This is a genomic window from Streptomyces profundus (genome assembly GCF_020740535.1).
In the GTDB taxonomy this organism is placed as follows: Bacteria; Actinomycetota; Actinomycetes; order Streptomycetales; family Streptomycetaceae; genus Streptomyces; species Streptomyces profundus.
In genome coordinates this window covers 3,178,918-3,199,276 of the sequence record NZ_CP082362.1, presented here as the reverse complement: position 1 = coordinate 3,199,276, position 20,359 = coordinate 3,178,918, and the positions used below count along the sequence as shown (strand labels likewise).

23 protein-coding genes are annotated in these 20,359 nt (G+C 71.5%); 6 read left to right on the top strand and 17 right to left on the bottom strand.

The window, feature by feature from the left end:
- Positions 1-7: 7 nt before the first annotated feature.
- The 5 genes from K4G22_RS13915 to K4G22_RS13895 all read right to left on the bottom strand — a co-directional run bounded on the left by K4G22_RS13915 (position 8) and on the right by K4G22_RS13895 (position 3,255).
- Positions 8-598, bottom strand: a complete 591-nt coding sequence (locus tag K4G22_RS13915) for an NADPH-dependent FMN reductase (RefSeq protein WP_322785096.1) — start codon at positions 596-598, stop codon at positions 8-10.
- Between the two features lie 115 nt (positions 599-713).
- Positions 714-923 (bottom strand): hypothetical protein, encoded by a 210-nt coding sequence (locus K4G22_RS13910; protein WP_228080549.1) that lies wholly within the window; start codon positions 921-923, stop codon positions 714-716.
- Positions 924-953: 30 nt separating this feature from the next.
- A complete protein-coding gene (locus K4G22_RS13905; RefSeq protein WP_228080548.1) occupies positions 954-1,454 on the bottom strand; it encodes a Pycsar system effector family protein in 501 nt (166 codons plus the stop codon).
- A gap of 103 nt (positions 1,455-1,557) precedes the next feature.
- Positions 1,558-2,376 (bottom strand): hypothetical protein, encoded by an 819-nt coding sequence (locus K4G22_RS13900; RefSeq protein WP_228080547.1) that lies wholly within the window; start codon positions 2,374-2,376, stop codon positions 1,558-1,560.
- 156 nt (positions 2,377-2,532) lie between these two features.
- Complete coding sequence (locus K4G22_RS13895) at positions 2,533-3,255, bottom strand: Crp/Fnr family transcriptional regulator (RefSeq protein ID WP_228080546.1); 723 nt, start codon at positions 3,253-3,255, stop codon at positions 2,533-2,535.
- A 109-nt stretch (positions 3,256-3,364) separates the two neighbouring features.
- On the opposite strand from K4G22_RS13895, the gene K4G22_RS13890 reads away from it, so the two are divergent.
- Positions 3,365-3,805, top strand: coding sequence for an SRPBCC family protein (locus tag K4G22_RS13890; protein ID WP_228080545.1), 441 nt, complete (start codon positions 3,365-3,367; stop codon positions 3,803-3,805).
- A gap of 305 nt (positions 3,806-4,110) precedes the next feature.
- On the opposite strand, the gene K4G22_RS13885 is transcribed toward K4G22_RS13890, so the two are convergent.
- Positions 4,111-5,811: a sensor histidine kinase gene (locus tag K4G22_RS13885; protein WP_228080544.1), complete on the bottom strand. Its 1,701-nt coding sequence runs from the start codon at positions 5,809-5,811 to the stop codon at positions 4,111-4,113.
- Positions 5,812-5,980: 169 nt separating this feature from the next.
- Between K4G22_RS13885 and K4G22_RS13880 the strand changes: the two genes are divergently transcribed.
- The gene (locus K4G22_RS13880) at positions 5,981-6,649 is read left to right on the top strand and encodes a response regulator transcription factor (protein WP_228080543.1); all 669 of its coding nucleotides are present in this window, start codon (positions 5,981-5,983) and stop codon (positions 6,647-6,649) included.
- A 26-nt stretch (positions 6,650-6,675) separates the two neighbouring features.
- Entirely contained in the window at positions 6,676-7,266 is a 591-nt protein-coding gene (locus K4G22_RS13875) for a hypothetical protein (RefSeq protein WP_228080542.1), read from the top strand.
- Here the strand turns inward: K4G22_RS13875 and K4G22_RS13870 are convergent.
- Genes K4G22_RS13870 through K4G22_RS13850 form a run of 5 tightly spaced genes read right to left on the bottom strand, consistent with a single transcriptional unit; the run spans position 7,259 to position 8,854 of the window.
- Positions 7,259-7,630: a hypothetical protein gene (locus tag K4G22_RS13870; RefSeq protein WP_228080541.1), complete on the bottom strand. Its 372-nt coding sequence runs from the start codon at positions 7,628-7,630 to the stop codon at positions 7,259-7,261. The two genes, K4G22_RS13875 and K4G22_RS13870, sit on opposite strands and share 8 nt — an antisense overlap.
- Before the next feature lie 22 nt (positions 7,631-7,652).
- The gene (locus K4G22_RS13865) at positions 7,653-8,069 is read right to left on the bottom strand and encodes an NUDIX hydrolase (protein ID WP_228080540.1); all 417 of its coding nucleotides are present in this window, start codon (positions 8,067-8,069) and stop codon (positions 7,653-7,655) included.
- A 20-nt stretch (positions 8,070-8,089) separates the two neighbouring features.
- Complete coding sequence (locus K4G22_RS13860; RefSeq protein WP_228080539.1) at positions 8,090-8,461, bottom strand: DUF7848 domain-containing protein; 372 nt, start codon at positions 8,459-8,461, stop codon at positions 8,090-8,092.
- Entirely contained in the window at positions 8,458-8,688 is a 231-nt protein-coding gene (locus tag K4G22_RS13855; protein ID WP_228080538.1) for a DUF7848 domain-containing protein, read from the bottom strand. Before K4G22_RS13855 ends, K4G22_RS13860 begins: the two co-directional genes overlap by 4 nt.
- Positions 8,689-8,710: 22 nt before the next feature.
- Positions 8,711-8,854 (bottom strand): hypothetical protein, encoded by a 144-nt coding sequence (locus K4G22_RS13850; protein ID WP_228080537.1) that lies wholly within the window; start codon positions 8,852-8,854, stop codon positions 8,711-8,713.
- Positions 8,855-9,109: 255 nt separating this feature from the next.
- Here K4G22_RS13850 and K4G22_RS13845 point away from each other — a divergent pair, with 255 nt between their 5' ends.
- Together K4G22_RS13845 and K4G22_RS13840 are read left to right on the top strand one after the other, a co-directional pair.
- Complete coding sequence (locus tag K4G22_RS13845) at positions 9,110-10,444, top strand: NsdA family TPR-like regulatory protein (protein WP_228080536.1); 1,335 nt, start codon at positions 9,110-9,112, stop codon at positions 10,442-10,444.
- 49 nt (positions 10,445-10,493) lie between these two features.
- Entirely contained in the window at positions 10,494-11,030 is a 537-nt protein-coding gene (locus K4G22_RS13840) for an NUDIX hydrolase (RefSeq protein WP_228080535.1), read from the top strand.
- Between the two features lie 141 nt (positions 11,031-11,171).
- Here the strand turns inward: K4G22_RS13840 and K4G22_RS13835 are convergent, their stop codons facing one another.
- Positions 11,172-12,386, bottom strand: a complete 1,215-nt coding sequence (locus K4G22_RS13835; RefSeq protein WP_228080534.1) for a helix-turn-helix domain-containing protein — start codon at positions 12,384-12,386, stop codon at positions 11,172-11,174.
- Between the two features lie 602 nt (positions 12,387-12,988).
- On the opposite strand from K4G22_RS13835, the gene K4G22_RS13830 reads away from it, so the two are divergent.
- Positions 12,989-13,594, top strand: coding sequence for an HD domain-containing protein (locus K4G22_RS13830; protein WP_228080533.1), 606 nt, complete (start codon positions 12,989-12,991; stop codon positions 13,592-13,594).
- 452 nt (positions 13,595-14,046) lie between these two features.
- On the opposite strand, the gene K4G22_RS13825 is transcribed toward K4G22_RS13830, so the two are convergent.
- From K4G22_RS13825 to K4G22_RS13805, 5 genes are read right to left on the bottom strand one after another with little or no spacing between them, the layout of a single operon-like run.
- Positions 14,047-15,933 carry an FAD/NAD(P)-binding protein gene (locus K4G22_RS13825; protein ID WP_228080532.1) on the bottom strand — a complete coding sequence of 629 codons (1,887 nt, stop codon included), beginning with the start codon at positions 15,931-15,933 and terminating at the stop codon, positions 14,047-14,049.
- Complete coding sequence (locus K4G22_RS13820) at positions 15,930-16,733, bottom strand: ABC transporter ATP-binding protein (protein ID WP_228080531.1); 804 nt, start codon at positions 16,731-16,733, stop codon at positions 15,930-15,932. The genes K4G22_RS13825 and K4G22_RS13820 overlap by 4 nt, the downstream gene beginning before the upstream one ends.
- Positions 16,730-17,863 (bottom strand): FecCD family ABC transporter permease, encoded by a 1,134-nt coding sequence (locus tag K4G22_RS13815; RefSeq protein WP_228080530.1) that lies wholly within the window; start codon positions 17,861-17,863, stop codon positions 16,730-16,732. Before K4G22_RS13815 ends, K4G22_RS13820 begins: the two co-directional genes overlap by 4 nt.
- 6 nt (positions 17,864-17,869) lie before the next feature.
- Positions 17,870-18,952: an ABC transporter substrate-binding protein gene (locus K4G22_RS13810; RefSeq protein ID WP_228080529.1), complete on the bottom strand. Its 1,083-nt coding sequence runs from the start codon at positions 18,950-18,952 to the stop codon at positions 17,870-17,872.
- A 46-nt stretch (positions 18,953-18,998) separates the two neighbouring features.
- Positions 18,999-20,174: a peroxidase-related enzyme gene (locus K4G22_RS13805; RefSeq protein WP_228080528.1), complete on the bottom strand. Its 1,176-nt coding sequence runs from the start codon at positions 20,172-20,174 to the stop codon at positions 18,999-19,001.
- Positions 20,175-20,359 lie beyond the last annotated feature (185 nt).

The following is a 20,359-nucleotide window of genomic DNA, read 5'->3' as shown; positions in this document are numbered from 1 at the left end:
GCCGGGTTCACGCCGGGTAGGGGCGGGCGGCGCGCGCGTCGCGCAGGGCGAGCGCCCACCAGCCGAGCTCGTCCAGCAGCACCCTGGCGGCGGTGGCCGCGTCCTGGTCACCGGCGTCGCCGAAGTCGTCCCAGGGGCCGTGGTCCCGCGCGCTGGACCGGTGGAAGCTGACGGTGTTCCGCACGGTGGTGGCGCTGAGCTCGGCGAACACCTGCCGCAGGTGCTCGGCCGCCCGCAGCCCGCCGGACAGCCCGCCGTAGGAGACCAGCCCGACGGGCTTGCCCTGCCACTCCTCGTGGTGCCAGTCGATGGCCGTCTTCAGCGCCGCCGGATAGCTGTGGTTGTACTCGGGCGTCACCACGACGAAGGCGTCGGCGGCGGCGAGCCGGGGCGTGATCTCGGCGAGCGCCTCCCTGGTCGCCCGCGGCGGGTTCGCCGAGAGCCTGTCGGACAGCTCATGGTCCGCCAGGTCGAGCAGGCCGACGTCGAACTCCTTCTGCTCGCGGGCCCGTTCGGCGAACCAGGAGGCCACCGCCGAGCCGACCCGGCCCTCCCGCACGCTTCCGATGATCACTTCGAGACGAATCTGCTGGTCCACCACGGTCCCATCTCCTCCTTGGCTGCGACGGCCACGCCCCGACGACTTCGAGCGGCGCCACGACAGCACGGTAGAAGTTCAACCGTGGTTGAAGTCAACCGGCCGCGGGGGCCGCTCAGCGAGTCGGCGGCGGCAGATGGCCGACCAGGCGCTCCAGCCGCTTGGTGAGGCTCGGATGGGTGCTCAGCAGCGACTCCGCCGTGCCGGCCCGGCCGGCGGCGGCCACCACATACGGGCTGACCGGCATCGGCACGACCAGCCACGGCATGGTCAGCACGCCGGCGACCACGATCGCGCAGAGGCAGAGGAAGATGAGCAGCACCACGCCACCGCCGATACGGACGCCGCCCCGGCCTCAACCGGTGAGCAGGGCGCCCGAGATGAGCAGCACGCCGGCGGCGACCGCGATCAGGCCGTGCCGAACCCAGCGGAGCTTGATCGACGCGATCCGGCTGTTGAACTCCAGGGCCTTGACCAGCCGGGCCTCGGACGCCGCTTCGGTGGCCGTCAGCGCCTGGCGCAACTCCCCCCGCCGCGCCGCCCGGTGGATGTCGCCGAAGTAGGTCAGCGGCGCTTCCGACGTCCAGTCGTCCGGCCCGAAGCGCGGCGCCACGGCCAGCAGGAACGCGGCCAGCGCCACGATCAGGGCCAGCACGCCGAACCACCACGACACCCGGCCGGCAACGGCCAGGGAGCCGGGCGACCAGTCGCCGCTCGTCGTCATCCCGCCGAACAGCCCGGCGCCGAGCCCGAGCGCCGCCACCAGCAGGGCCGCCTTGGAGTCGGCCCTGGCGATCTCCACCCGGACCTCCCTGAGCAACTGCTCCGCCAGATCGTTCGGGAACTCCCGGGTCATCGGGGGCCGCCTTCCGGGTCCCGCCCCGCCGTGCGCCCGCCCCGCCCCGCCGCGCCGCCCGGCCCGGGCCTGGCGCTGCCCGCCGGCTTCGCCTCCGGCGCCGTCATGGCCGCTCACCCCGGCTCCGCCGCTGGCCGACGATCTTGTCACGCATGACGACATCCCCGCCGACCCGGCCACCCGGGACGCCATGGACGTCCCCGGCCACACAGCCGCCGCGAGACGCCGCAGCCGTAGCCGTCTCAGGCGCCTCGACGGCCGCCCGGCCGGGCTCGGCCCCGGCCGGCTCCGGGGTGTCCCTCGTCCGCTCCCCGGCCCGGGGGGCGCCCACCCCGTACACCCAGCCGCGCACCAGCCCCTCCTTCCCCGGCACGGTGATCGGCTGGAACGCGTCACTACGGATGCCACGGTGGTCGTGACGTGCCACGCCCTGGAACACCGCGTCGGAGACACACAGCAGCGCGTCCTCCAGGCCGGCGGGTCGGCCCCTGCGGCGGCGCAGCGCCTCCCGCAGCGGGTCGCCGTCCAGCAGCCGGAACGCCTGGTCCAGGTCCCGACCGACCGCTCCCCCCAGCACGCCTGGCCCCTCGTCCAGCGCGACCTCGCCCGCCGCCAGCACCACGCGCAGCCGCACCCGGGCGCTCTCGTCCGCCAGCCGGTTGTAGGCGTGCAGCCGCGCCGGGATCTCGGCGAGCACGGCGCGCAGCAGACCCACCTTCGACACGCCCGCGCTCACCAGCACCAGGACGCCGTCGCCACGGTCCTCCACGCGGTGGTCGGCCGTGCCCACCTCGGCGGCCTCCAGGGCGTACGCGACCGTCTCGTACATCTGGCGCCGCCGCACCCGCCGGACCACGTCGTCGCCCCGGCCCGAGCCCTTGATATCGACCAACAGGATGTTCTGGCGCGGTGGTTCCGCCACGTCGGGCCCCTCCCTCTCGCCGGGCCCGCTGGAGCGGGCGCCGTTTCGCTGTGGGAAGAGCAGCGTGGCGGCGGGAGTGGGTTCGCCTCTAGGGAAAGGGACGCAGACGAACTGTGACCGATGACGCACAACGAGGCGCGGGCCGCGGCCCGTCGGTCAGATCCTGCCCTCGTCGCCCACGATCCGGCGCAGCACCTCGGGCCGGCGTAACCACATCTTCCGCCGCGCGGTCACGAGCACGCCGCTGGCGCGGAGCTCCGCCAGCAGCCGCACGATCGCCTCCCGCGAAGCGCCGACCGACCCGGCCAGCTCCTGCTGGCTCAGCGGCACCGTCAACAACAGCCCGGCCTCGGTGCGTTCGCTGTGCGAACGAGCCAGATCGAGCAGGAGCACCGCCAACCGCTCCCGCACGGTCAGCGAGGCCAGCTCAAGCGCCCTGCGGTCGCCGGCCCTGACCCGGTCGACCAGCAGCGCGCTGAGCTTGCGGTGCGCGCCGGGGCGCCGGGCGAGGAAGTCGAGGAAGCCCTCCCGGCTGACCAGCACACACTCGGCCGCCTCCAACGTGGTCACCGTCGCCGACCTGACGCGCCCCGTCAACGCCGCCGACTCCCCGACCACGTCCCCGGGACGCCGCAGCGCCAGCAGCGCCACATAGCCGTTGGGGGAGCCGGCCGTCACCATCAGGCGGCCCCTGACGATGAGTTGCACATGGGAAGACGGGTCGTGCTCCCTGATGACCTCGGTGCGCGCCTTGTAGGCGACCTTGGGGCCCAGCGCGAGCAGTTCCGCCCGCTCCCCGTCCTCCAGGCAGGCGAGAAAGGGGACACGGTCCTGGAAGAAGGGAACCCTGACACCCTCCGACGGTGTGCTCCCGTCCATTGAGCCCCCGTGGTGATCGATTGACGCAGTGTAGCGAAATCACGCCATCCGGTGGCCTTCCCCGCCAACCCTCCGTCGTCTCCTCCCCTCCGTCTCCTACCATCGGCCCGTGGCCCTCTTCACCGTCGAACGCCGGTCGTCGCTGCCGGCCGACGAGGCGTGGCGGCGTCTCACGGACTGGCGGCTGCACGCCGCCCACACGCCGCTGACCAGGATCGCCGTCCGGCCGCCAGGAGAGACCAGGACCGGCACCACCGTCGTCGCCCGCACCGGCATCGGACGGGCCGCCTTCGACGATCCGATGGACGTCGTGCGCTGGCAGCCGCCCACCGAACACCGGCCCGGCGTCTGCCGGTTGGAGAAACGCGGCCGGGTCGTCGCCGGCTGGGCCGAGATCGAGGTGCGGCCCGAGGCCGACGGGTCAGCTGTCGTCTGGCGGGAGGAGGCGCGCGTCCGAGGGATGCCGCGACGCCTGCTCGACGCCCCCACCGCCTGGGCCGGCCGGCTGCTCTTCGGCCGCCTCGTCCGCGCCCTGCTCCGCGACCCCTGACCGCCCGGCCGACGCCGACGCCCCGCCGTCCGGCCTGCCCTTCGCGCGCAGCCGCCCCACCAGCCAGCCGCCCCCGACGACCAGGCCGACGGCGACGACCTGGCCGCCCTGGTAGTAGCCCGTCACCCGGTCACCCCCCGGGCCGGGCAATTCGAAGTGCGCCCAGAGCGCGAAGCCCGCCCCGAGGACGACCAGCACGGCGGCCCCGACCGGCCCCAACCCGGCCCACCACGGCAGGTAGGGATCGTCCCACCCGCTCTCGCGGCCGGTGGTCGTCCCCTGATCGGGCACCTCGGCGGCCACCCCTACCACCCCACCGCATAGGACCGCTTCTCCACCAGCTCGCCGTCCTTGAAGCAGAACCGGAAGACGAACGCCTCGTCGCTGTCCTCGGGTTGGTCGCTCGACAGCAGCACCAGACAGTCGGCGCCCGCCGGCTTCGGCGGGCCGTCGTCCTCCAGGTCGGTGAGCATGAACGAACTGTCCGGCAGCCGCTCCCGCAGCGCCGCCTCGTTCTCACCGATCCGGGCGGCCTCGTAGACCTCCGGGTCGATCATCGTCTTGGTGGCCTCCCGAATCCCCCAGTACGCCAGCACCCCGATGCCCACCACTCCCAGCAGGAGGGCTCCGCATCCGATGGCGCAGGCCCGCCTTCCGCGTCTCAGTCCCTGTCCCATGGCTCTGTCGAACTCCCCCTGCCGATGCGGCGATCCGGCCCAGTCGATGACCGCTCCACCGTCGCCCACCGCCCCAGCGGGCCGCTGTCGCCGAAAGTCGTCCACCGCCTCGACGAAAGGCGCGCCCGCGTCCGGCGCGGGCCGGTTCGGCGGCCCGTAGGGGAGCAGCCCGGCGATCCGGAAGCCGCCATCGGCCGTCGGCCCGGCGTGCACCATGCCGCCGACCAGCCGCGCCCGTTCCCCGATACCGGTCAACCCCTGGCCGCCGCTCACCACATCCGCGCCCGAAGCCCCTTCGACCAGCGGCCCGTTGGCGATCTCGACCACCAACGCGTCCGGCTCGTACCGCAGTTCCACGGTGACGGGAGCCCCAGGAGCGTGCTTGAGCGCGTTGGTCAACGCCTCCTGGGCGACCCGGTAGGCGGCCTGCTCCCCGGCCGGGGCGAGCGGACGCTCCTCGCCCGCCCGCCGCAGCGCCACCTCAGCCCCCGCCTGCCGCGCCGCCGCCACCAGCTCCTCGATCCCGCCGGTGCCCCGGCCCTCCGAGGCACCGCCGTCCGGCTCCCCCTCGTGCAACACCCCCACGGCGTCCCGCAGTTCCCGCAGCGCCGTGGCCGACGCCTCCCGCAGCACCACCACCTTCTCGCGCTGCCCGACCGTCAGGGACGGATCGACCTCCAGCGCGCCGGTGCGCAGCGAGATCAGCGCCAGCTGATGGCCGAGGCTGTCGTGCATGTCCTGCGCGATCCGCTGCCGCTCCCGCAACCTGGCGTGCGCCGCGATCAGTTCACGCTCCCGCAGCAGCTGGGCGTTGTGCTCGTGCAACGCGCGCAGCAGCGTCCGGCGTTGGCCCCGGTAGCGGTTGACCACACCCGGCAGCACGGTGGTGGTCAGGTACGCCAGCACGACGAAGAGGAGCGCTCGAGGCTCCAGGGCCATCCGGGGCTCGCCGACCGCCGTCAGCGCGCTGTGCAGACCACAGGAGGCGGCGAACGCCCCGACCACCCGCCTGGGTTCGACGATCCGCCGCCCCGCCGACCAGCCCGCCAGCACCAGCATGAGCCAGAAGACGCCGAACGCCCCGGTGAGCGCGCCGGCGACCACCAGCACCCCGCCGGGGACGAACCGCCGCAGCAGGGAGAGCACGGCCGCCACCACCGCCCCGACCACCATCGCCGCCACCCCGTACCGGGTGAGGCCGACTCCCGCCACCAGCGCGTTGATCGCCGCCAGCACGACCTCGCCGGCCGTCCGCCGCCCCGACCAGGCGCCGACCCCCTTCGCCAACAGGCGTTGCCAGGCGCCTTCGGCCCATGTCCTTCGCTGCACGCCCTCACCGTAGAGCCCGACGCCGCGCGGCACGGCAGCCGATCGGCTACGTCGGCAACGACCAACGGATGACGGCACCTTCGCCTCGCGTATCGTGAACCGCGCCGTCCCCACCGGGACGCGCCGGCCGACGCGCCGAGCACCGCCGCCAGAGCCGGGGGAGAGCGCCGTGATCAGGGTCATCGTCGCGGACGACGAGCCGCTCATCAGGGCGGGCATCAGGATGATCCTCACCTCCGCCGACGACATCGACGTCGTCGCCGAGGCCGGGAACGGCCGCGAGGCGGTCGAACTCGTCCGCCTACACGCTGTGGACGTGGCCCTGCTCGACATCCGGATGCCGCTGCTCGACGGCCTCGCCGCGCTGGCCGAACTGCGCCGGATCGCGCCGACCGTGCGCACCCTGATCCTCACCACCTTCGGCGAGCGCGACAACGTACTGCGCGCGCTGGGCGAGGGCGGCGCCGGTTTCCTCCTCAAGGACGCGGCCCCCGGCGAACTCATCCGCGCCGTGCGCGCCGCCGCCGCCGGCGACGCGTTCCTCTCCCCCGGCGTCACGCGGCATGTCGTCGACTCCCTGGCCACCGGCCCCGGCGGCGCCGCCGGCGCCCGCAGGGACGCGGCGCGCCGCCGCCTCCAGGCGCTGAGCGCCCGCGAGTTGGAGGTGCTCGCCCTCCTGGGCGAGGGCCTCTCCAACGCCGACGCCGGCCAGCGCATCCATGTCAGCGAGGCCACGGTGAAGACCTATGTCAGCCGCATCCTGACCAAGCTGGAATGCGACAACCGCGTCCAGGCCGCCCTCCTCGCCCGCGACGCCGACCTCGACCCCCACGCCTGACCGGGGTGCCAACGGTGGCGGGGGAGATGGCTGGACGACGGGTGTTGCGGCATCGCTGGCGGTTCGCCGGGTGGCTGCTGTCGGCGGTGACGGCGATCGTCTGTGGCGGCCTGAACGCCTGGGCGTCCACCCGGGATCGGGGCCCCTTCGCGCCCGAGACGTCGGTGAGCGCGACCGAGTACGCGCTGTGGACGGTGCTGACCGTGGCCTGTCTGCGGATCGCGTCGCGGCGGATGGTGCTGACCGACGAGGGCGCGGTGCTGGTCGGTTCGGTCAGGAACCGGCGGGTGCGCTGGGCGGATGTCGTCGAGGTGGAACTCGCGCAGCGCACCGGTAGCACCCAGCCGGGCGGCCGATGGCGGATCGCGTTGCGCATGCGCGACGACACGGCCCGCTGGGTGCCGTCGTTCGTCCATGGCGCGATGGGGCTCCACCGGGCCCCCGAGTTCGGCCCCGGCGACCGGGGCCGCTACGGCCAGGTCTTCCACCAGGCGCCACCGCACGCCCCACGCGAACTGGCCCGCCTGCACGGTGCGCTGCGCGCCGCCTGGCTCCGGGCCGGCGGCGTCCCCCAACCCCCGCCACCACCCCGCCGCCGGGCCGACCGGCTCAGGTAGCGGGCAACTGGACGCTGATCCCGGCGTCGGCGGCTTCCAGGGCTTCCTGGATGGCCTGGTTCTCGGTGAGGGTGGTGATGGGGGCCCAGCGGGCGTGGGGGTGGGTGTCCTCGGTGGCGTCGGGGACGGTGTCGTGGACGCCGCCGTCGAGCACCCAGAGTTCGCCGTCGTTGTCCGGGCCGATGGAGCGGACGGTCCAGGCGCGGGTGATGTCGGCGAGGTGTCCGGTCTGGCGGGCGAGGGTGAGCCTGCCTGTGAGGGCGAGGTTGCCGTGGTTGGGGACGGTTGCCTGCGGCAGTTGGTCGCGGTGGAGGAGGACGTATCCGTTGCGGGTGATGACGAGGACGATGACCTGCTGGGACATGTTCGGTTCTTTCTGTTGTCGTTCAGGTGTAGGAGGCGTCGGGGCGTTCGCCGTTGACGAGGACGGGCACGCGGCGCCGCTGCGCGGCGGCGGTGAGGGCGTATCGGACGATCGGGGGTGGTTCATGCAGCTCGCGTAGCGGGAGCCAGCCGGCGTTGGCGGGGAGGTGCTTGTGCGCGCCGGCGGGGACGGTGGGGGTGTGTCCGCCGTCGAGCACATAGGTGAGGGACACCGGGTCGGCGTGGGTGACGCTGATCGCGTAGGCGTCGGTGACGCCTCGGTCGTAGCCGGTGGTGTCCATCAACGTCTGCCGGGCGGTGAGGACGGGACATCTGCCGGGCGGGACCGTGCCGTTGGGCAGCGTCCAGCCGTCAGGTCCTTGGACCATGAGGAGGTGGCCGTCCCGGGTGGTGGCCAGCACCATAAAGGTGGTGTTCACGAAGTGGTGTTCCCTGGTGGTCAGTTGAGGGCGATGAGATAGCCGGTCAGGGCGGTGCACAGGCACATCAGCCCGACGAAGGCGGGTCCGAAGGCCCGGTCCAGGAACGCGACCACCGGCTTCTGCGGCGCCGGCCCCGGGCTCTCGTCCTCGTGCCGACGGCGGACCACCCGCCAGTGCTTCTCGGCTCGCGCGAGAAACAACTCGTGCCCCGGCTCCTGGGCCGTGTGTTGGATCGCCCAAACGGCGACGGGATGCGCGTCGTCGTCGAACAGCGGCGAACGGGCGGTGCACGTCATGCACTCCACGCCGTAGATGCCATCCGGCGCCCCGGGCCCGTGCTCGTCGGTGAGCACCCAGTCCGCACCCCTGATGATCGGACTGCCGGTCACGACGCCGCACCAGCCTCGAACCGGTAGGCCCGCGTGATGTGTTCGCGATAGGCGAGGTGATCCGGATGCAGGGCCAGGTGTTGAACGGCCCACTCCGCCCCGTCCTCCACGTCCTGCCCCTTCGGCCCGAAGAACCCGCAGGCCACGCACGCCATGACGAACAAGGTGGCTTCGCCGTCGTCCAGCACGAGCGTGAGGCCCGGCGAGTCGCAACCGCGCAACGTCACGGCAACCCCCCGCTTTTGATGCTTAGTTGACCTCGCTCGCCGCGTTCCGCGCCCGAAGCCGAGCGAGCAACTCCGCGTGCTGGTCGTGCTCCACGTCTTCGGGGCTTTCCTGAGGGGGCGCATCAGCGATCTCGGAGGTGGCGGTGGTCTCCTGTGGCGTGGTCACAAGGAGCCCCCCGCAGCACGCATGTGGCCCAAACGAGGGCTGACCTTCCGCATGGTGCACACCGCCTGAGGACGGCGCGCGACTTGGTTGAGCATCAGATGGCTCCGAGGGGTGCAGTGGATCGATGCGACCACCCTGGCGACTCCTACCCTGCGGCGGCAGTATGTGTCAGCTCCCAGGTGCCTCTTCGGATTCACACAGTGTGTGATCGGCTGTTCACTAGGATGGGGCTCCTCGACCGTTAGGGGGTTCTCCTTGGAGCCGAACACGCTGCTCGATGCCCTGTTGGACGAAGCGGGTATCTCGCACCTCGGTCTGGCGGCACGCGTCAATCGACTGGGCAGTCTGCGTGGACTGGAACTTCGCTATGACAACACTTCGGTGATCCGTTGGCTCAAGGGGCAACGCCCGCGTGGCCAGGTGCCGGACGTGATCTGTGAAATTCTTTCGAGTGTGCTCCAGCGCACCATCTCGCTGGATGACATCGGAATGACAGGTCAGCATGTCAGTTCGAAATCCCAGCCGTCTTTGAACGCCTTTGTCGATCGGGCAGCTGCGCTGTGGCGTGCAGATGAGCAGCGGCGAGTGGAATCCTTCGCGGTCAAGAAGGGGACGGATGCTATTGCTCCCGTATGGGAGTGGGAGAACCCGCCCGAAGACCTCGATGTAGGGCGGAAGGGTTCGCTGAGCGTCGATTCCTGTGATGTTGCCCTGCTGCGCACTGCTCGCACTCACTACGAGCAAATGTACCGAAAAGTGGGTGGTGTTGCCACCAGAAGTCGAATTGCTCAGTTTCTCTTTAGTCAAGTCATGCCACTGCTTCGTGGCACTTACTCTGACCGTATGGGGCGAGAGCTTCATCGCGCTGTGGGTGGACTGGTCGCGGTGGCCGGCATCTGTTCCTATGACTCCGACGCTCAGGGGTACGCGCAGAGATACTTCCACCAGGCATTGCGGCTTGCTAAGGCGTCCGGTGATCGCCAGTTTGGGGCCTATGTCATGGTGCTCATGGTGAATCAGGCCGTGTATTTGCGAGATTATCGGTTGGCAGTTGCTTTCGCGGAGGCGGGTCTACGGGCAGCGGGGGCGCGGATCTCTCCGGCCTTGGCTACGGACCTTTATGCCATGCAAGCCAAAGCATTTGCCAGGATGGGAGATCAATCAGCGGCGCATCGCTGTATGCGGCGATCGGAGATGACGGTCGGCAGGATCCGGCCTTCAGAAGAACCCGCTGAGACAGGTTACGTTCAGCCTGGACTCATTGAGGCGCACTTCGCCGAAGCGCTCATGAGCCTCGGGGACACGGTGCCTGCCCAGGAATACGCGCTGGAGGCTGTGCGCACGCAGGCTCATTTTCGGGGCCGGGTCCATCGATTGGCTACCTTCGCTCGTACCCAGTCGGCTGCTGGTGAGGTTGAGGGCGCGGCGAGGACCGCCCTCGAAATGGTGGATGCGGCCAGAGGCATGGAATCTCGACGCCTACGGGAGCGATTGGTGTCAGTGCGCAATACGCTGTCCCAACACGAGGCCAGGGCCGCGCGCGGTGTGGTCGAGTTGATCGATGAGACCCTCCTGGTTCCCTTCGGCTAGCCGAAGGCCGCTGGGGTGGGTCCTGTTCTATCTGATGGAGAGGCACGTTGTGTTGTGGAAGAACCTGAGTGAGAAGCCCGTCTATAGCAATCCCTGGCTGCGGGTGAACCTTGCCGATGTGGAGTTGCCGAGTGGGCGGCATCTGGACCACTACGTCATTCGGCAGCGGCCGGTGGCGTTGGCGACGGCGGTGAACGACGCCGACGAGGTGCTGTTGTTGTGGCGGCATCGATTCATCACGGGCACCTGGGGGTGGGAGATCGCTGCCGGCGTGGTCGAGGACGGCGAGAGCGTCGAGGCTGCCGCTGCCAGGGAGATGGAGGAAGAGACCGGCTGGCGTCCGAGTGGACCGTTGCGGCATCTGTTGACGGTGGAGCCGTCCAACGGGTTGAGCGACGCGGTGCACCATGTCTACTGGGCCGATGGGGCGAAACACGTTGGGCACCCGCAGGACGACTTCGAATCCGAGAAACGCGCCTGGGTTCCTTTGCGGGATGTTCCGGAGCTGATTGCCAGGGGCGAGGTGCGTTCGGCCAACGCGGTCGCCGGGCTGCTGCTGCTTCACCATCTGAAGACTGCATCTTGACCGGTGCCGTCCGCTTGGTCAGTCGACGCGGAGCCGGTACGCACCGTCCGCCCACCGGTCCAACTCGGCCCTGACACAGGCCGGTTCGATGGGTACCCCGCTGTCGGCCGTTTCCAGGTACTGAAGGTAGGACGAGGCGCCCTAGACGTCGAGGCCCAAGCGGTCGGCGAGTGCGCTGATGGGCGAAGTCCGGCGGCGTTCACGGATCCGCAGTTCGGCTGCCACCCGCCGCGCCGTGGCGTGGTAACGCATCCATTCCGGCGCCTCCCGTTCCGCGTTCAGCAGCGCTTGCACCGCTCCGCCGTCGTCCTTGAGGTCGGCGTGTGCGATCGCCCTGTCGACATGAAAGCGCGCGGCCCAGGTGGGTGGCAGGGTTCCCACGTCGCGCACCTCGTGTGCCGCTCGAAGGGCCTCCCGACTTTTCTCCATTTCGACCATGAAGTTGACGCGAGCGACGCCGAAGTTGGTGATTCCGAAGGGGGTCGCATAGACGACCTTGTCCTGCCCCACCCGGGTGGCCGCCGCGCCGGCCAAGCTCAACAGCTCGTCCACCTCGGCCTCTTTGTCCTGGCGCACGGCCGCGGTGGCGGCTCGCAGCAGGAGAATTCCCCAGAGGGAGAGGTCGAGCGGGCGAGACCGAAAGCCGGGTTCGATCTTTGTGGCCTGCGCCAGGGCGACATGCTCCGCATCCGCGAGCCGCCCCTGTTTCGTCAGAATCCAGGAAAGCGTCGAGAATCCCACGGTTTCCAGATGTGGGTCATCCGACTGCCTGGCGGCGTGCATCGAACGTTCGAGAGCGGTAAACGCCGCGTCCTCCTTTCCAAGTGCCGCCAGCGTGGTGGCCCCCACCTGGTAAGCCTCGGCGAGCACCGCCCAGGCCGCCGCCCTGCTCACTCCCTCGGTCACCTGCACGGCGGCTTGCGCATCGCGAATCAGGCTGGGGAGCACGGCTCCGATGTCCGCCACGCGCCCCTCGCGCCGGATCCGCTCGGTGGACCGCAACGACTCCCGCAGCCGCTCCAGGGTGGGGGGATCCTCCGGGTCCGGATCGTGGGCCTCGCCCAGGAGTTCGTTGACGGGGGAGATGGCCAGTCTGAGCGCGAGTACCGACGGCGGATCCTCGCTCTCCTTCACCTCGAAGGTGTTGGGCTGCCCCACCAGCACGGAGGTTTCCACGTCCAACGCGTGAGCGAGCGCGTTGAGGGTTGCGAGCCGTGCGGTTTGCCGCCGTCCCTGTTCGAGTTTCCGCACCACATCGATCGAAAGCCGTGCCCGATCGGCCAACTGCTCCTGCGTCAGCCCACGCCTGACGCGGAGCCGCGCGATCCGATCACCGATGTTTGACTCTTCATGCATTGCGCCACCCCCGCCAAAGGTCGGATCTCAACGCTACGTCGGGGGCCGGAGGCTGTCATCGAGCAGACCGGGTGACCCCTGGGGGAGGGGGTATGGAACGGCGGTGCTCCGGGATATCGACCACCATTGGGTGGAGATGCGGGGTGTGGGCTGGGAGTTGCTCGGGCGTGCGTTCGCCCGGGTGGTCGCGTGGCGTATGGAGCGGCTGGCCGCTGTGGCCGGGATGGCCGAAGGGAGGACGCCGAGACGCGGCCCGAGCTGGTGCGCATCGCGCTGAAGCGGGCGGGCAGCCCGACGGTAGGCGAGGTGTTGCGTCTGGGGGACACGCCCGCGGACGTCAGGGCGGCTGTCGAGGTCGGCGTCCTGCCGTCGCCGTGGCCACCGGTCGGAGCACCCGGGTTGAACTCGCGGAGGCGGGCGCGGACTTCGCGCTTCCCGGCCTTGACGACACGGAACGCGTCGTCAACTTGGTACTGGCGCCCTGATCAGTTCGGGGTGGGCCCATGGCGCGAGGTACTGCCCGGAGGGCAACCAGAACGGGAGCAGGTCTGTTAGGGCTTTACGACTGTCGAGGTCGTGATCGAAGAGGAGGGTGTTCGAGTATGGAGGAACGGTATGCCCGGGGATGTGCGGGCTATCTGTTGGAGATGGGGGCGCTGAAGCGGAGTAAGCGCAGTGGCTGGTGGATCGTGGGGGTGAAGGAGCCGGAGTCGATCGCGGAGCACAGTTTTCGCACGGCGGTCATTGGTTCGGTGCTGGCGATGTTGGAGGGCGCCGATCCGGCGAAGGTCGCCCTGATGTGCACGTTCCACGACAGTCAGGAGACCCGGGTTGGCGACATCCCCTGGATCGGTCGGCGTTATCTGACGACGGCTTCCAACCAGGAGGTCACCGCCGATCAGGTGGCCGACGCGCATCCGGTCGTGGCCAGTGGTATTCAGGCGATCGTGGACGAGTACGAGACCGGGGACTCGCTGGAGGTCGAAGTCGCCCACGACGCGGACAAGTTGGAGTGCATGCTCCAGGGCATCGAATATCTGGAGCAGGGGTACAGCAACGCCCGTGAGTGGGTGGACAGCACGCGGGCCAAGCTCAAGTCCCCCTCCGCCATCGCCCTGGCCGACGCGGCCCAGACCATGACCTCCACCGAGTGGCAACGCACCTACCTCCGCACGACGCCCAGCGCGAGCGGGAAGGCCGGCGAATGATCACCTGCCGCCAAGGGTGACACGGTCCGTTGAACTGAGCCGCCTGCTCCCGCCGCCGGGGCGTCCTGACCATCGGCGGGGGCGGGAAGGCGCATTGAGTGGTGGAAGCACGTGTTCGCCATGCGTTCGGCCACGGTCGATGACGTCCCCGCCGTTGAGAAGGTGATCCTGGCCCGTTCCGTTGGCTGGAGGATTCAAGCTGGTGCACGAAGTGCGGCGCACACGCACCAAGTCTGTCTCATGGGCCGCCGAGCCGGGCACATCACGGATATGGAAGAACGCTACGGGGCGCGGTCGGGGGCCCCGGCCCTCGCGAGCACGTGATCTCCGCGTTCCCCCGGAGGGGATGCCCGCTGACCGCGTAGGTCACGGCGGGCGGCTCAGGCCGTGGAGACCTCCCACAGACGTCCGGCCCGCTTCCGTGGGAAGCGGGCCGTCGTGTGGGAAGTCCCTCAGGGGACGGGGGAGTTGGTCAGGATCTGGGCCGCTGCCAGGTCGGCGCCGGAGAGGAGGGGGGAAGGGGTGCCGGGGGTGGCGCCGATGGCGGAGCCGGGTTGGTGGGCTTCGGCGGGGATGCCCAGGACGATCACCCGTTCGTCGGGGACGCCCGCCGCGTCCAGCAGGTGGAAGCCGTCCGGGGTCACGTCCAGGGTGCCGCTGGACACGGGTGGGCCGTGGTCGCTCGGCCAGTGGTGGAGGCGGGCGCGGCCGGCGCGGAGGAGCCCGTCGAGGAGTGGATCGTCCGTGTCGGTCACCACGCCCTTCGACATCCGGGTCTCCACAAAGACGCGGGCCCGCACCGGGGCGTCCCGCCGCACGGCCGACCTGCCGACGAACGCGCCGTCCTCGCAGGTCACCGAGGTGGACTCGCCGAGGAGTTCGAGGACGCCGGCGTCGATCAGGGCCAGCACCCGGGCGGTGCGGTCCGGCGGTGGACCGGAGGCCAGGGCGAGGCCCAGCGGGGTGAACCAGCCGTCGACGTCGGCCACCACGCTGCCGCCGTCCAGGGCACCCCGGGTGACCAGCGCGCGCACCGGGCCGCGCACCGCCGCCATCGCGCGGTTGACGGCGTTGCGGGGGCTGGTGAGCGGGGCGTGGATCGCGTCCAGTTCGTCGTTCACCTGGTCACGGACCCAGGCCCGCCAGGTGGACTCGTCCACCGGGCCCGGCGCCGGCGGCCGGTCGAGGCGGCCGACGGAGAGCAGCCAACGGGGGGAGGTCACCGTGGTCGCGACGACCCGGTCGACCTCGGCGTCGCTTTCGGCGGCGCGGAGCCGGTCCAACGTCTCCCGTTCGCCCGCGCCCGGCACCACCGCCGTCGGGTGGTGGGTGAGGAGGGTGGCGAGATGGGCCCAGGCGAACTCCCTGGCGAGCTGCGGCCAGACGGCGCGGCGGAAGTCCTGCGCCGGCACGGTCGCGACCTCGGCGAACCAGGCGCGGGTGGCCAGCCGGGGCTCGTAGCGGGGCGGGAACCCGGAGGCGTAGCCGGCCTTGGCGCGGTAGGGCAGTCCGCGTCGTGAGCCGGCGACCAGCCGGGGCTCGCGTCCGCTGGGCAGATAGCGCAGCCGGGCCGGGCGCGCCGGATCCCCGGCGGGTTCGAACCGGCCGCCCCTGCCCTCGGTGAGCAGCGCGACCACGTCGAAGAAGTTCGCGCCGAGGCCGGTCACCAGCGCGGTCTCGCCGGCGGGGACCGCGTCCCAGTCGCGTTCGGCTGGCATCCCCGGCTCGATGTAGAGCAGCCCCGAACGTCGCGCCTCCGTCACCAACGACCGCACCCGGGCGGAGCGTTTGGCCTGGACCATGCCCTGGGCCAGGACCACGAAGCGGCCGGTCAGCGTCCGCCCCTCGGCCAGCCGCACGGTGCGGTCGCCGGCCGGGTCCCGGTCGAGGCCGACGGCGGTGCCGAGCACCCGGGTGACGGCCACCCGTCCGGTCTCCTCCGCGCGCGCCAACTGCTCGCGGTAGTAGACGCCCTGGATGCGGCGGGTCGGATAGGACCAGGGCCGCAGCCGGGCCGCCTCGTCGGCGACCCAGGCGGGGCGGTCGGGCGGCGGGACGCTCTCGCGGGCCCAGGTGATCAGGTCGGGGCCCGGCACCACGGGGCCCGTCATCCGCGTGGACTCGTCGGTGTAGATGGTGGTGTGCGCGCTGTAGGTGTTGTTGAGCAGCAGCGGGGACTGGTCGGTGCGCCAGGTGGCGCCGGCGCCCACCTCCACCTGGTCCACCACGGCCACCCGCACCGGCCGCGCGGTGGTCCGGTGCCTGGCGGTCAGCCGCTCCACGACGGCGACCGCGCGCGGCCCGCCGCCGACGACGATCACATCGAACGTCTCGGTCACGCCCGCTCCCGGACGGCACCGGTGACAGCGGGACTCTCCAGCGCCGCCGGCCGCACCTCGACGCCCGTCTCCCCCTGCGAGACCCGGACGTCGAGGCCGTACACCCGGCTGAGCACGGCCGCGTCGAACGCCTCGGCCGGCGGCCCGTCGGCGACGACCCGGCCGCCGTCCAACAGCACGGCCTGATCGCAGAAGTGCGCGGCGTGGTTGAGGTCGTGGATGGCGATCAGCGCGGTCACGCCCTCCTCGCGGGTCACCGAGCGGACGATCTGGAGCGTCTCGATCTGGTACCGCAGGTCGAGCGCCGACGTCGGCTCGTCCAGCAGCAGCACGCGCGGCTCCTGGGCCAGGGCGCGGGCGATCAGCACCCGTTGGGCCTGGCCGCCGGAGAGTTGGGAGAGCGGGCGGTCCGCCAGCTCCGTCAGGCCGAGCCGTTCGATCGCCGCGTCCACCGTCTCCCAGTCCCGCCGGGTGGGCCGCAGCCCGATATGCGGGGTGCGGCCGAGGAGGACGGCCTCCCGCACGGTCTGCTCGAACGGGGTGGCGCCCGACTGCGGAACGTAGGCGACCACCCGCGCGTGCTCCCGGCGCGGCGCCGCCAGCAGGTCCCGGCCGGCGAACGAGACGCCGCCGCCGGCCGGTCGCAGCACCCGGGCGATGATCTTGACGAGGGTTGACTTCCCCGACCCGTTGGGGCCGAGCAGCGCGCAGAAGCCGCCCTCGGCGACCCGCAGGTCGACGCCCTCAAGGACCGGGTTGCGCCGGTAGGCGAACCGGACCGACGCGACATCGAGGCTCACTGGGCCGCCTTCCTGGTCAGGATGAGGTTGATGAAGACCGGAGCGCCGATGAAGGCGACGACGATCCCGACCGGGACCACCGAGGGCGCCAGCACGGTGCGTCCCACGGTGTCCGCGATCACCAGCAGCAGTCCACCGGTCAGAAACGAGAACGGCAGCAGATAGCGGTGGTCGGCGCCGATGGCCAGCCGCGCGATATGCGGGCCCACCAGGCCGACGAAGCCGATCACCCCGCAGAACGACACCACCAGCGCCGCCAGCACCACGGAGACCACGATCAGCCCCACCCGCACCGCCGTGACATGGACGCCCAGGCTCTTGGCGGCGTCGTCACCGGCGAACGCGATGGCGTTGAGATCGCGGCTGAACCAGAGCAGCAGCGGCAGCACCACCACCGTGAACGAGCCCACCACCACGACATCGTTCCAGTCGGCGTTGTTCACCGAGCCGAACGTCCAACGGACGATCGCCTGGAGGGTGTTCTCGTCGGCGACGAACTGGAGCGCCGCCGTCATCGCCTCGAAGAGCTGGGTGAGCGCGATGCCCAGCAGAAGCAGCGTCGCGGCCGACATCGCCTTCGCCGACGCCAGCCCCAGGACCAGCGCCGAGACCGCCAGCGCGGTGCCGAGCGCGCTGCCGATCACCAGCCAGGAACCCGAGCCCGCCGAACCGCCGGTGAGCAGGATCGCCAGCGCGGCACCGAAGGCGGCGGCCGGCGAGACCCCGAGGGTGAACGGGCTGACCAGCGGGTTGCGGAGCAGCCCCTGCATGACCACGCCGGCCAGCGAGAGGGCGGCGCCGGCCGCGAAGGCCAGCAGCACACGCGGCAGCCGCAGGTTGATGATCACGGAGTACGTCTGGGCGAAGTCCTCCGTCAACACGCCGCCGAAGACGGCGAGTCGGATCGCGCGCCACACGTCGAGCAGCCCGGCGTTCGTGGTGCCCGCCGTGACGCACCAGGCGCTGACCAGGACGGACACCACCGTGCCGGCCCACAGCACCGCGGGCCGGCCCGCCCAGGCGGCGCGCGAGCGCCGGCCGGGACCGCCCTGGCTCTCGGCCGGCCCCGGGGACGCGGGGGACGACGGGGGGAGGGTGGCGGTCGCCTGGCCGCCGGGGGACAGCTTCATCGCGGGTCAGCCCACCCTCTGGACGTACGCGTCGTCGTCGGGGAGGTCGGCGCCCTGGAACTCCTCGGCCCAGCGCGCGAGATAGTCGCCCGGGTCGATGTCGGCGAACTCCTCGGGGTGCAGCCAACTGGCCAGGTAGAGCGCCCCGATGGCCTTGGACAGGCCGCTGGTGGCCCAGCCGTTGGTGACGAAGACCCGGTCGTCGGCGACCGCCGAGAGGTTCTCCCAGCCGGCCCGGGAGGTCAGCTCGTCGGCGAGGGTGTCGAACCGGCCCTGGCCGGTGGGCTCGGCGGAGGGGCCGAACTCGTGGACCACGACCTCGGGGTCGCGCTCCAGGATCGCGACCGGGTCCACCGTCGTCTCGGACTGCTCGTCGCCGCCGGTGTCCAGATCGCCGAAGACGTTCTCGCCGCCGGCGGCCACGATGATCTGGTCGAAGCCCGATCCCGGCAGGCCGGTGAGATAGGGCTGTTCCGTCTCCCAGTAGACGCGGACCGGTTCGGTGCCGGCCACCCGGTCGGTGATCAACCCGAAGATCTCGTCGTAGAAGCCGGACACCTGCCGTGCCCCCGCCTCCTCGTCGAAGACCTCGCCCAGCAGTTCCACCGTCTCGTGGAACACATCGAAGTCCCAGGCGGTGGCGACCACCACCGGGATGCCGAAGGTCTCCAGCTGCTCGCTGGCCTCCTGCCAGGCGCCGTTGCGGGGCAGGATGAAGACATCGGGGTCGAGTTGGACGACCGACTCGTAGTTGATCTCCTGGAGGTCCTCGCTGACGATCTCGTCGCCGGCTATCTCCAGATAGGGCAGCCGGGAGGCGGAGACCCGGTCGAAGCCGACGACCCGGTCGCCGGCGCCGATGGCCTGGGCGAACTCGTTGCCGTAGCTGTTCAGGATGACCGCGCGCTCGGCCGGCCCGTCGAGCTCGACGGTGCGGCCGACATCGTCGACGACGGTGAGCGATCCTTCGTTCCCGTCGCTCTCCTCCGAGGTCGGGGACTCCTCGGTGACGTTGCCGCAGGCCGCGGCGGAGAGCACGAGGGCGATGGCGGCGGCGAGGGTGGCGGCGCGAGCGGGGCGCTTTCTCATGGTGCTTGTTCCGTTTCGGGTCGTTCAGACGGAGGTCTCGGGTCGTTCAGGCGGAGGTCGGGGACGGGGCCTGGTCCTGGGCCGGCCAGTAGGGGGCGCCGAGGCTGAGCATCAGCCGGTTCGGCCAGGCGAAGAACGCGGTGGCCGCCACCAGATCGGTCAACTCGGCGTCGGTGAGCCCCTCGGCGCGCAGCCGGTCCACCTGCGCGGTGGTGGCGGAGACCGGGGTGGTCGCCAGCGCCCCGGCGAACGCGACGATCGCCGCCCAGCGGGCGTCCTGGCCCTCGGCCAGCGGCGCCGTGCTCGACGGCAGCCAGTCGGCGTCCCGCTCCAGGGCGACCGAGAGGAGGCGGTCCACGTCCGCCGGGCGCTTGGACATCTGGGCGGACTTCCTGGCGTGCACCGAGGCGCAGTAGACGCAGTCCGTCACCTTGCTGGTCGCGGCGGCGGCGAGTTCGCGTTCGGCGCGCGGCAGGCCCTCGCGGGTGGCGAAGATCGCGGCGTCCAGCGCGGTGCGGGCGGCCAGCACCCCGGGCAGCCGGGCCAGCAGCCGGAAGTACTCGCCGTTGGTCTTGCCCTGGAACGCCGCCTCCTGCTCGGCGGTGAGCTCGTCGGTCGGCACCGGCGGGACCCATGCCGTCCAGGAGAGCGACTCGCGGGTGTACTCCACCGGGCGCGGACGCCCGTTGGACGCGGTGAGCGCCGCGCTCTTGCGCCGGCCACGCCCCGGCGTGGGCCGCGCCGGCGGCTGGCCGGCCGCCGGCGCCCGGCCCTGGAGCAGCCGCAGGCCCTGGATGGCGCGGGCCTGGAAGGCGGTGAAGGCGGCCGTCTGGGAGATGGTCACGACGGCGTCGGTCGACCAGCCGGCGTCGACCAGCCGCGCCAGATCCTCGCGGCCGGCCAACGCGGGGGAGACGCTGAGCAGATCGACATGGGCAGCCGCCGCGCGCAGCGCGGGCTCTTCGGGGAGCTCGTCCCCCCAGAGCGCCGGGTCCCCGCCCGCCGCCGCGTGCTCGTCGACGAGCTCCTGGACGCCGTGCCAGCGCGCGGCCAGCGCGGCCAGGCCCCGGCGCACCGGGGCGCGCACCGGCGCGGGCCCGTCGAAGAGCGCCGCGCCCGCTTCCTGGGCCCGCTGGATCACCAGCGGCTTGCCGGCGCGTGCCGCGGCGATCGGCTCGGCCAGCCCGGCCAGTCGGCCGATGGTGTCGGGAGTGCTGCTCATTGTTCCGCCTCGTCGTGCTGGTTCGCTGGGCGACCGAGGCGGGAGGCAAGCGTGCGGAAGACATGAATGATCTTCACGCCCGCCGCTGGGCCGCGCCGCGCCGGCGGAGTGGCGGCGCGGGCGGGCGATGGCGGGCGCGGGTGGGTGATGGTCGGCGATGGTGCCGAACGGTGACAGAACCGGGG